This is a genomic window from Actinocatenispora sera, from assembly GCF_018324685.1.
Lineage (GTDB): Bacteria > Actinomycetota > Actinomycetes > Mycobacteriales > Micromonosporaceae > Actinocatenispora > Actinocatenispora sera.
In genome coordinates, this window is the sequence record NZ_AP023354.1 from 895,394 (window position 1) to 913,039 (window position 17,646).

General features: G+C 73.4%; 18 protein-coding genes. 12 read left to right on the forward strand and 6 right to left on the reverse strand.

The window, feature by feature from the left end; genetic code table 11:
- Window positions 1-13: 13 nt before the first annotated feature.
- From Asera_RS04095 to Asera_RS04105, 3 genes are all read left to right on the forward strand, one after another.
- Window positions 14-514: a MarR family winged helix-turn-helix transcriptional regulator gene (locus Asera_RS04095; RefSeq protein WP_035297924.1), complete on the forward strand. Its 501-nt coding sequence runs from the start codon at window positions 14-16 to the stop codon at window positions 512-514.
- Window positions 505-1,761 carry an MFS transporter gene (locus tag Asera_RS04100; protein WP_030448344.1) on the forward strand — a complete coding sequence of 419 codons (1,257 nt, stop codon included), beginning with the start codon at window positions 505-507 and terminating at the stop codon, window positions 1,759-1,761. The genes Asera_RS04095 and Asera_RS04100 overlap by 10 nt, the downstream gene beginning before the upstream one ends.
- A 69-nt stretch (window positions 1,762-1,830) precedes the next feature.
- Window positions 1,831-2,133 carry a hypothetical protein gene (locus Asera_RS04105; RefSeq protein ID WP_030448345.1) on the forward strand — a complete coding sequence of 101 codons (303 nt, stop codon included), beginning with the start codon at window positions 1,831-1,833 and terminating at the stop codon, window positions 2,131-2,133.
- 103 nt (window positions 2,134-2,236) lie between these two features.
- On the opposite strand, the gene Asera_RS04110 is transcribed toward Asera_RS04105, so the two are convergent.
- The 3 genes from Asera_RS04110 to Asera_RS04120 all read right to left on the reverse strand — a co-directional run bounded on the left by Asera_RS04110 (window position 2,237) and on the right by Asera_RS04120 (window position 5,143).
- Window positions 2,237-3,136, reverse strand: coding sequence for a Gfo/Idh/MocA family protein (locus tag Asera_RS04110; protein WP_030448346.1), 900 nt, complete (start codon window positions 3,134-3,136; stop codon window positions 2,237-2,239).
- 93 nt (window positions 3,137-3,229) lie between these two features.
- Window positions 3,230-4,048: an SDR family NAD(P)-dependent oxidoreductase gene (locus Asera_RS04115; protein WP_030448347.1), complete on the reverse strand. Its 819-nt coding sequence runs from the start codon at window positions 4,046-4,048 to the stop codon at window positions 3,230-3,232.
- Between the two features lie 132 nt (window positions 4,049-4,180).
- Window positions 4,181-5,143: an aldo/keto reductase gene (locus Asera_RS04120; protein WP_030448348.1), complete on the reverse strand. Its 963-nt coding sequence runs from the start codon at window positions 5,141-5,143 to the stop codon at window positions 4,181-4,183.
- 69 nt (window positions 5,144-5,212) lie between these two features.
- Here Asera_RS04120 and Asera_RS04125 point away from each other — a divergent pair, with 69 nt between their 5' ends.
- The 3 genes from Asera_RS04125 (at window position 5,213) to leuA (ending at window position 9,608) form a co-directional block, all read left to right on the forward strand.
- Complete coding sequence (locus Asera_RS04125; RefSeq protein WP_051802720.1) at window positions 5,213-6,061, forward strand: helix-turn-helix transcriptional regulator; 849 nt, start codon at window positions 5,213-5,215, stop codon at window positions 6,059-6,061.
- A gap of 220 nt (window positions 6,062-6,281) precedes the next feature.
- Window positions 6,282-7,376, forward strand: coding sequence for a nucleotide disphospho-sugar-binding domain-containing protein (locus Asera_RS04130; RefSeq protein ID WP_030448350.1), 1,095 nt, complete (start codon window positions 6,282-6,284; stop codon window positions 7,374-7,376).
- A 492-nt stretch (window positions 7,377-7,868) separates the two neighbouring features.
- The gene (gene leuA, locus Asera_RS04135) at window positions 7,869-9,608 is read left to right on the forward strand and encodes a 2-isopropylmalate synthase (RefSeq protein ID WP_030448351.1); all 1,740 of its coding nucleotides are present in this window, start codon (window positions 7,869-7,871) and stop codon (window positions 9,606-9,608) included.
- Window positions 9,609-9,677: 69 nt separating this feature from the next.
- Here the strand turns inward: leuA and Asera_RS04140 are convergent, their stop codons facing one another.
- Complete coding sequence (locus Asera_RS04140; protein WP_030448352.1) at window positions 9,678-10,418, reverse strand: SDR family oxidoreductase; 741 nt, start codon at window positions 10,416-10,418, stop codon at window positions 9,678-9,680.
- A 102-nt stretch (window positions 10,419-10,520) separates the two neighbouring features.
- Between Asera_RS04140 and Asera_RS04145 the strand changes: the two genes are divergently transcribed.
- The 5 genes from Asera_RS04145 (at window position 10,521) to Asera_RS04165 (ending at window position 13,900) form a co-directional block, all read left to right on the forward strand.
- On the forward strand, window positions 10,521-10,970 hold the full coding sequence (locus tag Asera_RS04145) for a hypothetical protein (protein ID WP_157035054.1): 450 nt from the start codon (window positions 10,521-10,523) through the stop codon (window positions 10,968-10,970).
- A 22-nt stretch (window positions 10,971-10,992) separates the two neighbouring features.
- Window positions 10,993-12,174, forward strand: coding sequence for a sensor histidine kinase (locus Asera_RS04150; RefSeq protein WP_157035055.1), 1,182 nt, complete (start codon window positions 10,993-10,995; stop codon window positions 12,172-12,174).
- The gene (locus Asera_RS04155; protein ID WP_030448355.1) at window positions 12,171-12,791 is read left to right on the forward strand and encodes a response regulator; all 621 of its coding nucleotides are present in this window, start codon (window positions 12,171-12,173) and stop codon (window positions 12,789-12,791) included. Before Asera_RS04150 ends, Asera_RS04155 begins: the two co-directional genes overlap by 4 nt.
- Before the next feature lie 119 nt (window positions 12,792-12,910).
- The gene (locus Asera_RS04160; RefSeq protein ID WP_030448356.1) at window positions 12,911-13,543 is read left to right on the forward strand and encodes an HNH endonuclease family protein; all 633 of its coding nucleotides are present in this window, start codon (window positions 12,911-12,913) and stop codon (window positions 13,541-13,543) included.
- A gap of 87 nt (window positions 13,544-13,630) precedes the next feature.
- On the forward strand, window positions 13,631-13,900 hold the full coding sequence (locus Asera_RS04165) for a hypothetical protein (RefSeq protein WP_030448357.1): 270 nt from the start codon (window positions 13,631-13,633) through the stop codon (window positions 13,898-13,900).
- A 175-nt stretch (window positions 13,901-14,075) separates the two neighbouring features.
- Here the strand turns inward: Asera_RS04165 and Asera_RS04170 are convergent, their stop codons facing one another.
- Complete coding sequence (locus Asera_RS04170) at window positions 14,076-14,717, reverse strand: class II aldolase/adducin family protein (protein ID WP_030448358.1); 642 nt, start codon at window positions 14,715-14,717, stop codon at window positions 14,076-14,078.
- 166 nt (window positions 14,718-14,883) lie between these two features.
- Entirely contained in the window at window positions 14,884-16,404 is a 1,521-nt protein-coding gene (locus tag Asera_RS04175) for an MFS transporter (RefSeq protein WP_030448359.1), read from the reverse strand.
- Between the two features lie 281 nt (window positions 16,405-16,685).
- Between Asera_RS04175 and Asera_RS04180 the strand changes: the two genes are divergently transcribed.
- The gene (locus Asera_RS04180) at window positions 16,686-17,645 is read left to right on the forward strand and encodes a glutamate ABC transporter substrate-binding protein (protein ID WP_030448360.1); all 960 of its coding nucleotides are present in this window, start codon (window positions 16,686-16,688) and stop codon (window positions 17,643-17,645) included.
- The last annotated feature ends 1 nt before the right edge of the window (window position 17,646 follow it).

Genomic DNA, 17,646 nt, shown 5'->3' on the forward strand with positions numbered 1-17,646 from the left:
TATATTTGCCGGCGTGACCGACGAACACGTGGACGACCCGACCGAGCGCAGCCGGTGGCGACCGGTCCGGCTGCTGCTGTCAGCGTTGGACGACGAGATCGCGACGATCTACGCCGAGGCGGCGATCGACGGGCTGCGGCCCACCTGGGTGATGGAGCTGATCCGGCTGCACCGGCGCGGCCCGATGACCATCGCCGAGCTGGCCCGGTCGGTGCAGGTGACCCACTCGGGGGAGAGCCAGAAGGTGGCCGCGATGCGCGCCGCCGGCCTGGTCCGCACCGTGCCCGGCCCCGACGCGCGCAGCAAGCGGGTGACGCTCACCGCGAAGGCGACCCGGCTGGTCGACCGGCTCGCCGCCGAGTGGGAGGCCACCGAGGCCGCGATCGCCGACCTGGAGGACGAGCTGCCGTACCCGCTGACCCGGGTCGTCACCGATATCCAGGAAGCGTTGGCGCGCAGGAGCTTCCACGACCGGATCCGGGACCGACTCGACCGGGACCCGCGATGGGTGTGAGCAACGCGCTGCTGGACGTGACGCCGCTGCGCACCTCGCCGGCATACCGGCGGCTCTGGCTCGGCGGGGTGTTCTCCGGCTTCGGCAGCCAGGCCACCATGGTCGCGGTGCCGTACCAGGTCTGGCAGCTGACCCACAGCACCGTGTGGACCGGCGCGGTCGGCATCGCCCAGGCGGTACCGCTGATCGCGGTCGGCTTCGCCGCCGGCAGCCTGGTGGACCGGGTCGACCGGCGCCGGTTGTACCTGATCGCGCTGACCGGGCAGGCGCTGTGCTCGGTGCTGCTCGCGGTGCAGGGCTTCGCCGGTGTCGTCCCGGCGATCGCGGTCCTCGCGCTCGTCGCCGTGCAGTACTGCTTCGTGTCGGCCGGCGGCCCCGCGGCCCGCACGTTCATCCCCCGGCTGCTTCCGCCGCAGCAGCTCGCCGCCGGGCTGGCGCTGAGCCGGATCTCGTTCCAGGGCACGATGCTGGTCGGGCCGGCGGTGGCCGGGCTGGTGATCGGCGCCTTCGGCGTCGGCGGCTGCTACCTGATCGACGCGATCAGCTTCCTGCTCGCCTTCTACGGCGCGGCCCGGCTGCCCGCGATGCGGCCGGACGGCGAGTCGTCTCGGCCCGGCCTGCGCGGCGTCACCGACGGGCTGGCGTTCCTGGTGCGCACCCCGATCGTGCGCGGGGCGCTGCTCACGGACCTGGCCGCGACCGTGCTCGCGATGCCGATGAGCCTGTTCCCGATCATCAACGCGGAGCGGTTCGGCGACAACCCCCGCACGTACGGCCTGTTCCTGACCTCGATCGCGGTCGGCGGCGTGGTCGCCTCGGCGCTGTCCGGTACGTTCACCCGCCGGGCCCGGCCCGGCCGCGCGATGCTCGCCGGCGCCGCCACCTGGGGGGTCGCCCTGGCGGGGTTCGCCGTCGCGCCGAACGCGTGGCTCGGCCTCGGGTTCCTGGCCGTCGCCGGCGCCGCCGACACCGTGTCGGTCGTCTCCCGCAGCACGATCGTCCAGCTCGCCACGCCGGACGCGTTGCGCGGCCGGGTCGCGGCGGCCGAGCAGGCGGTCGGCCAGGCCGGGCCGGACCTGGGCAACCTGCGCGGCGGCCTGGTCGCCGGCTGGACCTCCGGTACCGCGGCCCTGCTGTCCGGCGGTCTCGCCTGCCTGGTCGGCGTCGTCGCCGTCGCGCTGACCACCCCGGCACTGCGCCGCACCCGTACCGAGCCGGAGCCCGTCCCCGAACCGGCCCACACCTGACCGGTGGGCCGTTCGGCCGGTTCGGCACGTAGGCGTTCCGTGTCAGGGGTACCGGCTACCATGTCCGGTATGTTGCGCCTCGTCATCGGCTGGAGCGGCTGGGGCTGGCTGACCATCCCCTTCCTCGCCGCCGGCATGGCGCTCGGGTTCGGGGTCATCATCGCGTTCGAGCCGACGCTGGCCGACGCCGCCGGGACCGCGGGCATCTTCTCCGGCTGCGTGCCGACCTGGATCGTCGGCCGCCGGCTCAACCGCGACGGCCCCGACCACACCCTGTACGGGATCCAGATGCAGACGTGGGCCGTGATCTACCTGATCGCCGGGCTGTGCCTCACCGCACTGGTCGTCGCCGAGCTGACCGCCTTCACCTGACCGGCGCGGGCTCGCCGGCCGCGGCCGGATCCGCCGCGCGGACGGGCGGATCCGGGCCGCGGCGCGAGCGGGCACGGCTCCCGTGTCGACGTTGGGCGGGCGGTCAGAGGCTGCGCTGGGCCTGGTCGATGAGGCGTTGCAGGTACAGGCCGCGGTGCACGTCCAGGTCGGCGGGGCGGCCGGCGCGGACCGCGGCGGCGAACTCGCGGCGCAGCGTCGCCCAGCGTTCGGCGTCGTCGGCGGTGTCGGCGGACAGTTCGGCGAAGTCCAGCGACAGCGCGCCGGTCGGGCCGAACAGTTCGAAGGTCTCGTACCGGCCGTCGCCGGTGCGGGGCACCACGCCGGACAGCGCGAGCTGGCTGACCGCGCCGCCGGCGTGCCGGCAGGTCAGGGTCAGGTACCGGCGGGAGTCGCCGGCGGCGGTCACCTGCTCGATGGCGCCCACGGCGGCGTCCAGCAGATCGAGCGCGTGCGGGCCGATGTCGTGCAGCGCGCCGTGTTCCAGCCGCCAGCCGTGCGCGTAGTCGCCGGCGATGAACGCACCGGTCAGCTGGCGCGCCTGGGCACCGTAGGTGTCGAACGCCGCCGCCCGGGTCAGGAACTCGCGCACCCGCGGCCGGTACCGGTTGCTCAGCGTCAGCTGGCTGACCACCCCGGCCGCGTCGACCGCCTCGGTCAGCGCGGCCGCCTCGGCCAGGGTGAGCCCGATCGGCTTGTCCAGCAGCAGCGCCTTGCCCGCCCGCGCCGCCTCGACCGCCATCGTCGCCTGCACATCGGGCGGTACGGCGAACGCGACCGCCTCGCAGTGCGCGAGCAGCGCGGCGTAGTCGTCGTATGCCTCGGTGCCGTGCGCGGCGGCCAGTTCCCGTGCCGCCTCGGGCCGGCGGGCCCAGACGCCGACCAGCTCCGTCTCCGGCCCGGCGGCCAGCATCGGCGCGTGCATCCCCCGCGCCCACGGCCCCGCCCCGACCAGTCCCACCCGTACCGGCTGCGCCTCAGTCATTCCCCGACCCTACGGTCCGGCATGCCGGACCGTAGGGCGTGACACCGTTCCGGCGTACCGGGCCGAGGGCGTGACACCGGCCACCGGCGTTCGCTACCTGCGCTCGGTGAGCCGGACGCTGAGGTCCCAGAGCTGCTGCTGGATGCGCGGGTCGTACGCGTCGGGGTGCGCCCGCGCCACCGTGGTCCGGTCGTAGAACTGCCCGGTGACCCCGTCGAGCGCGGGGTCGAGGACGAGGCGCCGCGTCGCGTGCAGGCCGGTCTCGAGCGAGTCGACGCTGTGCCCGACCGTCTGCAGCACCATCTTGGTCGGCATGTACGTGGCCGGGTGCAGGCTGTTGACCGTCACCCGGCGCGGGTCGAGTTGCCGGGCGAACACCAGACCGGTGGTGATCATCGCGAGCTTGGACTGACCGTACGCGCGCATGCCGCTGTAGCCGTGCTCCAGGAACGGGTCGTCGAAGTCGATCGGGGCCTGCCCCAGGGAGGCGACGTCGACCACCCGGGCCGGCGCGCCGCGGTCGAGCAGCGGCAGCAGCCGCCGGGTCAGCGCGAACGCGGCGAGGTGGTTGACGGCGAACCGCAGCTCGTAGCCGTCGACGGTGACCCGGCGGTCGGTGCCGTCCGGTTCGCCGCCGCCGACGCCCGCGTTGTTGACCAGCACCGACACGTACGGGGTGTGCTCGGCGATCTGGTCCGCGAGCCGGTGCACCTGCGCCAGTTCGGACAGGTCGGCGCGGACGGTGCGGATCGTGGCCGGCTCGCCGGCGAGGTCGTCGGCCAGCTGGTCGAGCCGGTGCTGGTCTCGCCCGTGCAGGACGAGGGTGATGGCGGCCTCGCGGGCGAGGTCGCCGGCGAGGGCCCGGCCCAGTCCGTCCGTCGAGCCGGTGATCACGATGATCCGATCGGGCATCCGTCGCTCCCTGCCGCGTGGTGGTGCGGCCGGGGCAGGGCCCGCCGGGCGGCGTGCACACCGGCTCCGGCCGGTCCCACCACCCTATCCATTAACGAGACGTAGCGTCTAGTAATTAGTGGGCTGGTCCGGTCACCCGGTGCGGGTGGCGCCGTGCGCGGCGAAGGAGTTGCGATCACCGGCCCAGGCGCCCCGTGGTACCGCGGTCTCCAGCCGGTCGAGTTCGACGGCGGTCAGGACGATGTCGGCCGCGGCGGCGTTCTCGGCGAGCCGGTCGGCGTTGCGGGTGCCCGGGATCGGTACCACGTCGTCGCCCTGCGCCAGCAGCCAGGCGAGCGCGAGCTGGCCGGAGCTGACCCCGCGTTCCGCCGCGATCGCCTGGACCTCGCCCAGCAGGGCCAGGTTGCGCTCGCGATCGGCGCCGGCGTAGCGCGGATCGCGGTCCCGGAACGGCGCGGCGGACGTGACGCCGGCGAGGATGCCGGAACCCAGCGGCGAGTACGGCACGACGCCGATGCCGAGCCGGCGCGCGGTCGGCACCACCTCGTCCTCCAGCTCCCGCCACCACAGCGACCACTCGCTCTGTACCGCGGCGATCGGGTGCACCGCGGCGGCCGCGGCGAGCTGCGCCGGGCTCGGCTCGGAGATCCCGAGATGGCGCACCTTGCCCGCGGTCACCAGCGCCGCCATCGCGCCGATCGTGTCCTCGACCGGTACCGCCGGGTCGGGCCGGTGCAGGTAGTAGAGGTCGATGGTGTCGACGCCGAGCCGCCGCAGCGACGCGTCGCAGTACCCGGCGACCCGGTCCGGGTGGGCGTCCAGCCGGGTGCCGTCGGCGTCCCGGACGATGCCGAACTTCGTCGCCAGCGTGATCTCGTCCCGGCGGGTGGCGAGCAGCCGGGACAGCAGCCGTTCGTTGTGCCCGGCGCCGTAGCTCTGCGCGGTGTCCAGCAGCGTGACACCGAGCTCGAGCGCGCGGTGCAGGGTGGCGAGCGAGGCGTCGTCGTCGGCCGGTCCGTATCCCTGGGACATGCCCATGCAGCCGAGCCCGAGGGCGGAGACGGTCAGCGAGTCGCCGAGTGTGCGTTTCTGCATGTCCCCGACGCTAGGGCGGCCGTACAGTGGTGTCCCGCTGCCGTTGTTACCAGTACCGGGAGTACCAGGATGGCGCCGAATCCCCGCGAACTGGGCGAGATGTTGCGCTCCCGGCGAGAGCGGCTGAGCCCGGCCGAGGTGGGCCTGCCGGCCGGCAACCGGCGCCGGACCAGCGGGTTGCGCCGCGAGGAGGTGGCCGCGCTCGCCGCGATCTCCCCGACCTACTACACGTTCCTGGAGCAGGGGCGGGCGGTGACACCGTCCCGGCAGGTACTCGACGCGCTGGCGAGCGCGCTGCGACTCGACGAGGGCGAGCGCGCGCACCTGCACGAGCTGGTGCACGGCGCGCCGCCGGTCACCGAACCGCCGGCCGCGGAGACGCTGGCCCCGGGGCTCGGCGCCCTGGTCGACCGGCTCGACCCGGCCCCGGCGTACGTGACCGGGCGGCGGTTCGACGTGCTCGCCGCGAACCGCTCCGTCCGTCTACTGTGGACAGACTGGCTGGCGGTGCCGGTCGCCGACCGCAACATCGTCTGGTGGATGTTCACCGACCCGCACGCGCGCGAGGTGCTGGTCGAATGGGAGCGCGAGGCCGCCGCGCTGCTCGGCCGCTACCGGGCCACGGCCACGCGCTACCCGGACGACCCGTCGTTCACGGCGCTGACCGACCGGCTGCACGCGGCCAGCGCCGAGGTACGCGCCTGGTGGCCGCGACACCAGATCACCCGCGTCGGCAGCGGCCACAAGCTGCTCCGCCACCCCGCGCTCGGCGAGTTCCGGCTGGACCACCTGGTACTCACCGTCGCCGACGTCGCCGACCAGAAACTCGTCGCGTTCGACGCACCGGCCGAGATCCTTGCCCAACTGGCCCAGCTCCCCGACCCACCGACTCGCCACCCCCACCCATCGCGAACCTGACCCGCCCGACGATCCGCCACGGCCACCGGCCGAGCACCCGATCCGCCCGACGACCCCGCGCCCCGACCTGCCACGGCCACCGGCCGGGAACCCGACCGGTGGGTCGCGCCACGATCACCGGTCGGCGCGCCGGACGGGAACGTGACCGACCGGCGGATCTGCCCGGGCCGCCGGCGTGCCACGATCGAGCGATGAACACCGGTCCGGACCAGCCGCGCCGATGAGGGCACTGCTGGTCGCCGCGCCGCTGCTGGGGCACCTGTTCCCGCTGGTGCCGCTGGCCGACGCGCTACGCACCGCCGGTCACGAGGTACGGCTGGCGAGCGCCGGACCGGCCGCCACCGACGCCGGCGTCGCCGTCGACGACCTGCTCCCCGGCTTCCGGTACCAGCCGGTCGCGCGCCGGGTCGCGCTGCGCCACCCGCTGCTGGCCCGCGCCGAGCACGCCGGTACGGCCGGAACCCGCGCCGCCGTGGTCCGCCTCGCCGAGATCAACCGGCGGCTGCGCCAACCGCTCGCGGACCTGGTCGCGTCGTTCGCCCCGCAGATCGTGGTGTACGAACCGAGCGCGCCCATCGCCGCCACCGTCGCCGCCGAACACGCGCTGCCCGCCGTGCTGCACGAGATCTCGCTGCGCGAGGGGCGGCCGATCGCCGCCGCGATCCTCGCCCGGCTCGGCACGATGGCCGGCACCGACCCGATCGGTACGTTCACGGTCGCGCCGGCGAGCCTGGTCGGCGAGCGCCCCGGCTGGCCGATGCGGTACGTGCCGTACGCGGCGGCCGGCGAGCTGCCCGGCTGGCTGCGCGAACCGCCGCCGGACCGGCCCCGCATCCTCGTCACCCGCCCCACCGCCACCGGCCGCCGCCCGGACCGGCTGATGGCCGCCACCCTCGCGGCCGGCGCGCGGCTCGACGCGGAGATCGTGCTGGTCCGCCCGGACCGGCGACTGATGACCCGGCCGCTGCCGGACAACGCGCGCTGGGTCGAGTGGGTACCGCTGCCGTCCGCGCTGCGCACCGCCGCCGCGCTCGTACACCACGGCGGTGCCGGCACGATGCTCACCGCGCTCGCCCTCGGGGTACCGCAGCTGGTCGCGGCGGGGCCCGGCGACCGCCGCTACGACGCGAAGCTGCTCGCCGACCGCGGCGCCGGCCTCGCCGTCGACACCACCGACGAGCTCACCCCCGACGCCCTGGACCGCCTGCTCACCGATCCGGCCCTGGCCACCGCCGCCGCCGAGGTACGCGCCGAGATCGCCGCCCTCCCCGCACCCACCACTCTCGTCGACCGCCTCACCACCCTCACCACCTGACGCGACCCTCACCACCTGACGGCGGAGCCGACCGCCGGAACGCCCCCGGAGGCGCCGGATCCCGGTCACCGGCCCCCGGCGCACCGGCAGCCCTGCGGGTGCGCGGCGGCGGGCACGGCCGGCGTGAAAGATGTCTCAGCCTGTGGGTGGCTGCTTCGTGTTCGGCCGGCGATGACGTAACGTGGCCACCGATATGTACCGCGGCCTGCTTCTCCTTCGCTGCCGCGACGAGGCCCGTTAACGGCTGGCACCTCGTCGCGGAGGTGCCGCGCGCCGGTCGTTCCCGTGTGGGCCATTCGCCCTTCCTGGGCCTCTGACGACGTCTTGTCGACACGATGTCGCCGCCCGAGGATCGTCACCGTTGTCCACCCGTACCAGCATCTCGGCCCGCCGCGGCACACCCCGCCGGGCGCGTCCGAGCGCCGCACCCGCACGGCACCGGTCGGGTCTCGTAGCTTTCCCCCGCAGCACGCGAAGAAGGAGTACGCCGCGATGACCGGCGCCACGTTCAACCGCCAGCAGCCGTCCCCGATGCCGTACCACCGGTACCAGCCGTTTCACAGCTACAACAAGGTGGAGCTGCCGGACCGTACCTGGCCGGGCAACCGCATCGAGCGTGCGCCCCGCTGGCTGACCACCGACCTGCGCGACGGCAACCAGGCGCTGGTCGACCCGATGAGCCCGGAACGCAAGCGCCGCATGTTCGACCTGCTGGTACGCATGGGGTACAAGGAGATCGAGGTCGGCTTCCCGTCGGCCAGCCAGACCGACTTCGACTTCGTCCGGGAGCTGATCGACGGCGGCCGGATCCCCGACGACGTCACGATCTCGGTGCTGACCCAGGCGCGCGAGCACCTGATCGAGCGCACCGTGCAGAGCCTGGTCGGCGCCCGGCACGCCACCGTGCACATGTACAACGCGGCGGCCCCGGTGTTCCGCAAGACCGTGTTCGGCTTCCCCGGTGACGGCCGGGCGCAGACGAAGACGATCGCGGTCGAGGGCAGCCAGGCGGTCGTCAAGTTCGCCGAGCAGTACCTGACCGGCACCGAGTTCGGCTACGAGTACTCGCCGGAAATCTTCATGGACACCGAGCTCGACTTCGCGATCGAGATCTCCGAAGCGGTGATGGACGTCTGGCAGCCCGGGCCGGGCCGGGAGATCGTGCTGAACTACCCGTGCACGGTCGAACGCTCCACCCCCAACGTGTACGCCGACCAGATCGAGTACATGAGCCGCAACCTGTCCCGGCGCGAGCACGTCTGCCTGTCGGTACACACCCACAACGACCGCGGCTGCGCGGTGGCCGACGCCGAACTGGCCGTACTGGCCGGGGCGGACCGGATCGAGGGCTGCCTGTTCGGCAACGGGGAACGCACCGGCAACGTCGACCTGGTGACCCTCGGCATGAACCTGTACTCGCAGGGCATCGACCCGCAGGTCGACTTCTCCGACATCGACGAGATCCGGCGCACCGTCGAGTACTGCAACCAGATCGGCGTGCACGAGCGCCACCCGTACGCCGGGGACCTGGTGTTCACCGCGTTCTCCGGGTCGCACCAGGACGCGATCAAGAAGGGGTTCGAGGCCCGCGAGGCGGAAGCCGCGGCGCGCAACGTGCCGGTCGACGAGGTCGCCTGGGAGATCCCGTACCTGCCGATCGACCCGCACGACGTGGGCCGCAGCTACGAGGCGGTCATCCGGGTCAACTCGCAGTCCGGCAAGGGCGGCGTCGCCTACCTGCTGAAGTCCGAGTACGGGCTGGACCTGCCGCGGCGGCTGCAGATCGAGTTCTCCGGCGTGGTGCAGCGGCACACCGACGACGAGGGTGGCGAGGTCGCCGCGGCCCGCATCTGGGAGATCTTCCAGCAGGAGTACTCGGTGGACCACCAGAGCGACCGGCGGGTCGTGGTGCACGACTACGTGACCCGGTCGGCCACCGACGACAAGCTGGAACTCGGCATCGAGTTCTCCGCCGACGGCACCCGGCACGACGCCACGATCACCGGCAACGGCCCGATCGACGCGTTCGTCCGGGCACTGTCCGATGTGGACGTCACGGTGCGGGTCCGGGACTACGCCGAGCACGCGCTCACCAGCGGCGGTGACGCGGTGGCCGCTGCGTACGTCGAGTGCGAGATCGGCGACCGCACCTACTGGGGGGTCGGCATCGACGCCAACATCACGACCGCCTCGCTGCGCGCCGTCACCAGCGCCGTCAACCGCGCCCACTGATCGCCGGGTGCGGCGGCCGCGGGCCGGCCGCCGCACCGGGCCAGGGGGCCACCGCCATCCCGCTGCCGGTCAGAGACCGCCGGTGGCCAGCACGATCTGGCCGGTGATCCAGCGGGCGTCCGGCCCCACCAGCATCCCGACCACGTCGGCGATGTCGGCCGGTTCCCCCAGCCGGCGCAGCGGGGTGATCGCCGGGATGCGGGCCAGCGACTCGGCGGTGTTGCTGTGCCGCAGCAGGTCGGTGTCGGTGGCGCCCGGGCAGACCGCGTTGACGGTGATGCCGCGCGGGCCCAACTCCACCGCGGCGACCCGGGTCAGCTGCTCGACCGCACCCTTGCTGGCCGCGTAGCTGGCGATGCCCGGCACCGTCCGCACCGTGTTGAGCGTGGACAGGTTGACGATCCGGCCGTCGTCGCGCATGGTCCGCGCCGCGTGCCGCAGGGTCAGGAAGACGGTGCGCGCGTTGACCGTCATGGTGGTGTCCCACAACGCCTCGTCGGTCTCGGCGAGCGGGGTCGCGGGGATCTCCACGGCGGCGTTGTTGACGAGGATGTCCAGCCCGTCCAGCTGCTCGCCGGCGGCGGCCAGCAGCTGGTCGACGGCACCGGGTTCGGCGAGATCGGCGCGGACCGGATGCGCCCGACCGCCGGCCTGGCGTACCTCGGCGGCGACCGCGTTCGCCGCCTCGGTGTTGCTGGCGTAGTTGAAGACGACGGTCGCGCCGTCGGCGGCGAGCCGCCGCACGATCGCCCGCCCGATCCCGCGTGAGCCGCCGGTGACGACGGCGCCCTTGCCCGACAGTACGGTCATCCCGTCACGCTACCGTCCGGGCCGGTGTCCACCGGACGGTGGACACCGGCGTCGAGGATCGGTCGACGGCGGTGCCCGGCGGTCGCGGCGATGCTGACCAACATGACGCATCTCAAGGACGACGAACTGGTCCCGGCGCTGTCCCGGCAGCTGGGCGAACCGCTGCTGGCGGCGGCGTACGCGCGGGTCGACACGGTGCTGGGGCTGACCCGGCTGCTGTCCCCGCTGGGCAACTACCTGATCGCCCGGCCGGCGGCCCGGGCCGCCGCACACAAGATCACCGAACGCACCGAGGTACCGCTGGATGGCGCGATGATCCTCGGCCTCACCGCCGCCGCGCTGCACGTCTGGCGGGCCGACCCGATGCTCAACCGGGTCTGCGAGCACGTCGGCCAGGTGTCGCTGGAGCGCATCACCGAGCTGACCGTGACCCCGGGCCGCAGCTGGCACCCGATCCGGATCGTGCTGGCCGACGGCGAGAAGATCGAGGTCGAGGGGCGCGGCGCGGCGCACCTGCTGGACTCGGAGTACGCCCGGCTCCGGGCGAGTTGATCCGGTACCGCATGCTTGGCCGGTGCCGCAGCCCCCGTCAGCCCGCACGCACCCGGCCGCCCCAGCGGTGCACGCGTGGACGCGGGGAGCCGTCGTCCGAGACGCGTACTACGGGCTCGTGATGGCCGGCTCGCTCGCCGCCGTCTGGTACTCGGGGGCAGGCGCCGGTCGCACCGTCGCGCTGACCCTGCTGGTCGTCCTGGCCGGCTGGTACGGCCTGGTCGGCCGGCGGGCGGTGCGCTCCCGGCCGGTGTCGGCCCGCACCGCCTGCTACCAGCTCGTCGCGCTGGCGCTGCTGATCACCGCGCAGGCGGCGTCGCTGTCCAGCTCGTTCCTGCTGTTCGCGCTGATCCCGCAGGTGTTCATGCTGCTGCCACTGCGCTGGGCGGTACTCGCCACCCTCGCCGGCAACGTGGTCCCGGTGGCCACGCTGACCGGCGAGCACACCTACCCGGGGCTCGCCGCGACCGGGGTGGCCGTGGTCGTCCTGGTGTTCGCCGGCTACTTCGGGTGGTGGATCCAGCGGATCATCCAGCAGAGCCGGGAGCGGGCCGACCTGCTCGCCCAGCTCGCCGACGCGCGGGCCGAACTCGCCGCGGCGGAACGCGAGGCTGGCGCGTTCGCCGAGCGGCAGCGGCTGTCGGCGGAGATCCACGACACCCTGGCGCAGGGCTTCACCAGCATCCTGATGCTGCTGCAGGCGGCCGAGGCGGCCCCGCCGGAGCAGGCGAAGGTGCACCTGGACCGGGCTGCGCGAGCGGCGCGGGAGAACCTCGCCGAGGCCCGGGCCCTGGTCGGCGCCCAGCCGCCGACGAACCTGACCGGCGCGTCGCTGCCGGACGCGCTGCGCCGGCTGGCCGGCCGGCTCGGCGAGGAGACCGGCATCGACGCCGGCTGGGAGCTCGTCGGCGAACCGCGGCCGTTGCCCGCCGGTACGGAGGTGGTCGTGTTGCGGTGCGCCCAGGAGTCGCTGACCAACGTGCGCCGGCACGCCCGCGCGGCCACCGCCAGCCTGCGACTGCGGTACCTGCCGGACTCGGTGCGGCTCACGGTGGTCGACGACGGCGTCGGGTTCGAGCCCGCCGACGCGGCCGGCTTCGGCCTGCACGGGATGCGGGAACGCCTCGCGCAGGTCGGCGGCCGGCTTTCGATCAGCAGTACCGCCGGGCGGGGCACCCGGCTGACCGTGGACGTGCCGGCATGATTCGGGTGCTGCTGGTCGACGACCACCCGGTGGTCCGGGAGGGGCTGCGCGGCATGCTCGGCGCCGAGGCCGACATCGAGGTGGTCGGCGAGGCCGGGTCGGCGGCCGAGGCGGTGGTCGCCGCCCGCGCGTGCGACCCGGACGTGGTGCTGATGGACCTGCGGATGCCGAACGGGGACGGCGTCGCCGCCACCCTCGCGGTGCTCGCGCAGCAGCCGCGGTGCCGCGTCGTCGTGCTCACCACGTACGAGAACGACGCCGACATCCTGCGCGCGGTCGAGGCCGGCGCCACCGGGTACCTGCTCAAGGACGCCGGCCGGGCGGAACTCGCGCAGGCGATCCGGGCGGCGGCGCGCGGCGAGACGGTACTGGCGCCGTCGGTCGCCGCGAAGCTGGTGTCGCGGCTGCGTTCCCCGGTCGGCCTGACCTCGCGCGAGATCGAGGTGTTGCGGCTGGTCGGCGCCGGCCGGACGAACGCGGAGATCGGCCGCGCGCTGCTGATCAGCGAGGCGACGGTCAAGACGCACCTGCTGCGCACGTTCGGCAAGCTCGGCGTCTCGGACCGCACCGCCGCGGTCACCGCCGCGCTGCAGCGCGGCATCCTCCCGCCGTACTGACCCGGTAGCCGTACGACGCCGTTCGGTCAGCACTTGTTAGGTAATTGTCCCCTCCCGCTCACGGGAGAAAACGTGCATGATGCCCTCAAGGTAGGAAGTTTCATGACGGAGGAGGACAGATGCGAATCCGAACCGTGCTCGGCGCCGTCGCGGCCGCCGGCACCCTCGCGGCGATCGGGGTGGCCGGTCCCGCCCAGGCGTACCCACCGACCCCGCCGTCGGCGAGCGAATCCGCGGCGCACCTGGCCACCCTGACCGTCACGGCGCCGGGCTCGATGGACGGGTACAGCCGGGACAAGTTCCCGCACTGGATCAGCCAGGGCGACAACTGCAACACCCGCGAGGTCGTGCTCAAGCGCGACGGCGACGGCGTCACGGTCGGCAACGACTGCTACCCGACCGCCGGCTCCTGGTACAGCGTGTACGACCAGACCACCACCACCGACCCGAGCAAGGTACAGATCGACCACATCGTGCCGCTCGCGGACGCGTGGCGGTCCGGCGCCGCCGCCTGGACCACCGCGAAGCGGCAGGACTTCGCGAACGACCTGACCGACCCGCAGCTGATCGCGGTGTCGGCGTCGAGCAACGAGTCCAAGGGCGACCAGGACCCGTCGCAGTGGAAGCCGCCGAACACCGGCGAATGGTGCTACTACGCCCGCAACTGGATCCAGGTCAAGTACGTCTGGAAGCTGACGATCACCAGTGCCGAGAAGTCCGCGCTCAGCGACATGCTCACCAACCACTGCTGACCGAGCCGGCGGATGTCCGGCGGGGCCTGCGCCGGACATCCGACAAAACCTGGCGGGGGTGGCGTGCCGGCCGGCACGATCGGCGCCATGAGCCAGACGTACTCGGGAGACTTCAGCACCGGTCAGGGTGGCGTGTACACCGACGAGGTCGGGGTGATCACCGGCCCGGTCACGCTGCGTACCACGGTGGACGGCGAGCGGCGGCTGGTCGTGCAGGTGCAGTACCAGGGCGCCGACGAGTGGTACACGGTGAAGGGCGGCCGGTGCGCGCTGCACGATGCGGCCGACGCCGAGCCGGTGCACCAGCTCGTCCTCGCCGTCCTGGCCCGCGGCGGCGAGGGCGACCGCCCGCACTGAGCGGCCGGACGACCCGGCGCCGGCCGGACACGCGGGTCGGCCGAAGCGCACGCGTCCGCGGAGCGGGTCGCCCAGGGCGCGCGTCCGCGGAGCGGGTCACCCAGAGCGCGCGGGTCAGCGGCGCGGGTCGCCCGGGGTGCGCGGGTCAGCGGCGCGGGTCGGCCGGATGCGCGGGTCAGCGGCGCGGTTGGCCGTAGTGCGCGAGGCGGGTGCTGACGGCGGCGAGTTCGGTCTCGTCGAGCAGCCGCGCGGTGCGGCCGGCGCCGAGCACCCGCAGCGCCACGTCGCAGACGTACTCCAGGTAGACCGCCCGGTCGTACGCGGCGGCGAGCGTGTCGCCGAGGGTCACGGCGCCGTGGTTGGCGAGCAGGACGCCGGTGCCGTCGCCGAGCGCGGCCAGCATGTTCTCGGCGAGCTGCGGGGTGCCGTAGCTGGCGTAGCGCGCGACGGGCAGCCGGCCGCCGAACATCCCCAGGTAGTAGTGCACCGGCGGTACCTCGTCGACCAGGCAGGACAGCGCGGTGGCGGCGACCGAGTGGGTGTGCACGACCGCGCCGGTCCGGCGGGCCGCGTAGCAGGCGAGGTGCATCGGCGCCTCGCTGGTCGGCGCGAGCGGCGCCTGCACCGGCGTACCGTCCAGCCGGTGCACGCCGACCTGGTCGGCGGTCAGGGTGGCGTAGTCGACGCCGGACGGGGTCACCGCGACCAGGTCACCGACCCGCACGCTGACGTTCCCGGCGGTACCGACGACCAGTCGCTCGGCCACCAGCCGGCGGCACACCGCCACCACCTCGGCCCGCTCGTCCGCCAGCAGCATCGCGTCGTCCTTTCCGTTCGGGGTCGTCCGACCCCGAACCGAGCCACCGGGACGGTCGGTTGCCGTCCCGATCCCGGTCGGGCACGCCGCGAGCAGGGTCGCGGTCGAGCGCCGTCCGGCCCCGCGCCGGGTCGCGGTCGAACACCTCCCGGCCCCGCATCGGGGGTCAGGCGCCGTCCGAGGCCCGGCTGGGTTCGACCGGCGGCCCGGTGACCGAGCAGCTCACCCGGGAGGTCGGTGCCCGTTCGGCGGTCAACCGGTGGGTCGGCCGCAGCAGCGCCGCCGACAGCACGGCACCGACCACGAGCAGCCCGGCGCAGATCACCATCGCAATGCGGAACCCGTGGTCGAAAGCGGCCGGTTCGCGGTAGGCGGCGCCGGAGAGGCCGGCCGCGAGCGGCAGCGCGGCCACCGCGAGCAGGCCGGCGGCGCGGGCGACGGCGTTGTTGACGCCGCTGGCGATGCCGGCGTGCCGCTCGTCGGCGGCGGCCAGCACGGTCGCGGTCAGCGGCGCGACCACCACGGTCATGCCCAGCCCGACCACCACGATCGCCGGCAGCACGTCGGTCAGGTAGTTCGCGTGCGGGCCGATCCGCAGCGTCAGCAGCATCCCGACCGCGGTCAGCGCCGGCCCGACGATCAGCTGGATACGCGGGCCGATCTGCTGCGCGACCCGGCCGGAGGTGGCCGACAGCGCCAGCATGATCACCGTGAACGGCAGCAGCGAGACGCCGGCCGCGAAGGCGGAGTAGCCGGAGACCGTCTGCAGTTGCAGCACGACGAAGAACATCAGCCCGCTGAGGCCGGCGTACACGGCGAAGGTGACCGCGTTGATGGTGCTGAAGGTGCGGGAGCGGAACAGGCCGAGCGGCAGCATCGGGTTCGCCACCCGCCGCTGTCGCAGCAGGAACGCCACCAGCGCGGCGACCCCGAGGACGCCGGCGATCAGCCCGACCGGCCGGCCCGCCGCGTCGGTCGGCTCGACCAGCGCGTAGGTCAGGCCGGCCAGGCCCAGCGCGCACAACACCGCGCCGAGCACGTCGAACCGCCCGGTGTCCTGCGGGTCCCGGCTCTCCGGCACGTAGCGCAGGGTGACCGCGACGGCCACCGCGGCGAGCGGCAGGTTCAGGTAGAACACGAACCGCCAGCTGGCCGCGTCGACCAGCCAGCCACCGACGAGTGGCCCGATCGCCGTGGCGACGCCGCCCAGGCCGGACCAGGCGCCGATCGCCCGGGCCCGATCGTCCTTGCGGAACGTGGCCTGGATCAGCGCCAGCGAACCCGGGGTCAGCAGCGCGCCGCCGACGCCCTGCAACAGCCGCGCCCCGATCAGTACCTCGATCGACGGCGCCAGGCCGCACAGCGCCGAGGCGGCGGCGAACCAGATGGTGCCGATCACGAAGATCCGGCGCCGCCCGTACCGGTCGCCGAGCGAGCCGCCGAGCAGGATCAGTGCGGCCAGGGTGAGCGTGTACCCCGTGATCGTCCACTGTAGACCGGACAGTTCGGCGTGCAGATCCGCGCCGATGTGCGGCAGCGCGACGTTGACGACCGTTCCGTCCAGCATCGCCATGCCGGACGCGAGCACTGTCGCGAGCAGCACGCCGCGGCCGGTACCGGAAGAGAACGCGACGGATCCGGCGGCGCCCCGGGGCGCGGCACGGTCGGCGCGGACAGCATCGCCCATGCCGCCACCATGCCACCCCGGCGACCGGCGTGGCGGCGGGATGGCAGACGGCATCCGAACCGGAACTCTCGGTACCGGCTTACCGAATGCTGGTTGCCGGCTGGTAACGAACGCGCCGCGCGGGCCACGCAGTGTAAGAATGGTGGGCCGTACACGACTGACCGTGTGCTCGACACCGGTGCGTGAACGGCCAGCTGTCGGACCTCGGCTGGCGAATCCGTCCGACTCGACACGTGCTGCCGGCGGCTCGTCCGACGTGGCATCGCTTGGGAGGTAAGGGAATGAGCATCAGCAGGACGGTCGGCGCACGCCGGCGCGCCGCGCTGGTCGCGGTGCCGCTGCTGGGTGCGTTGCTCGCCGCGGCCGGCTGCAGCGGGAACTCCGCGACACCGAACGCCGGCAGCACGAAGGCCGGCGGCTCCGGCTCGGCCAGTACCGTCGACAAGATCATCAGCTCCGCACCGGTGGCGTCCAGCCTGCCGGACAGCCCGACGCTGAAGAAGATCAAGGCGGACGGCAAACTGGTGTACGGCGGGACCGCCTCCGCGCCGCTGTTCTCCCTGAAGGACCCGACCTCGGGCACGCTCACCGGTTTCGACGCGGACCTGGCGAAGATGCTCGCGAAGTACATCACGGGCAAACCGCAGACCGACATGAAGCAGGTTCAGGTCGAGACGCGCGAGGCGCTGCTGCAGAACCACTCGGTCAACGCGGTGTTCGCGACGTACACGATCACCCCGGAGCGGGCGCAGAAGGTGGCGTTCGCCGGGCCGTACTACTCCTCCGGTGACGCGATCCTGGTGAAGAAGGACAACACCTCGATCAAGACGGTCAAGGACCTGAACGGCAAGAAGGTCGCCACCGAATCCAGCTCGACGGCCGCGAACGACCTGAAGAAGTTCGCGCCGAAGGCGAAGGTGCAGCTGTTCGAGGAGAACAACGACTGCCTGCAGGCGGTGCAGCAGGGCCGGGTCGACGCGTACGTGCTGGACCAGGGCATTCTGGTCGGCGACGCGTCCACGAACTCCGACGTCAAGGTGGTCGGCCAGCCGTTCACCGCGGAGCCGTACGGGATCGGCCTGCCGAAGGACGACCCGGCGTACAAGAAGTTCGTCAACGACTGGCTGACCAAGATCGAGCAGGACGGCACCTGGGCGAAGCTGTGGAAGGCCACCATCGGCACGGTGGTGTCCGGCAGCGCGCCGGAGCCGCCGAAGCTCGGCTCGGTCGAGGGCTCCTGAG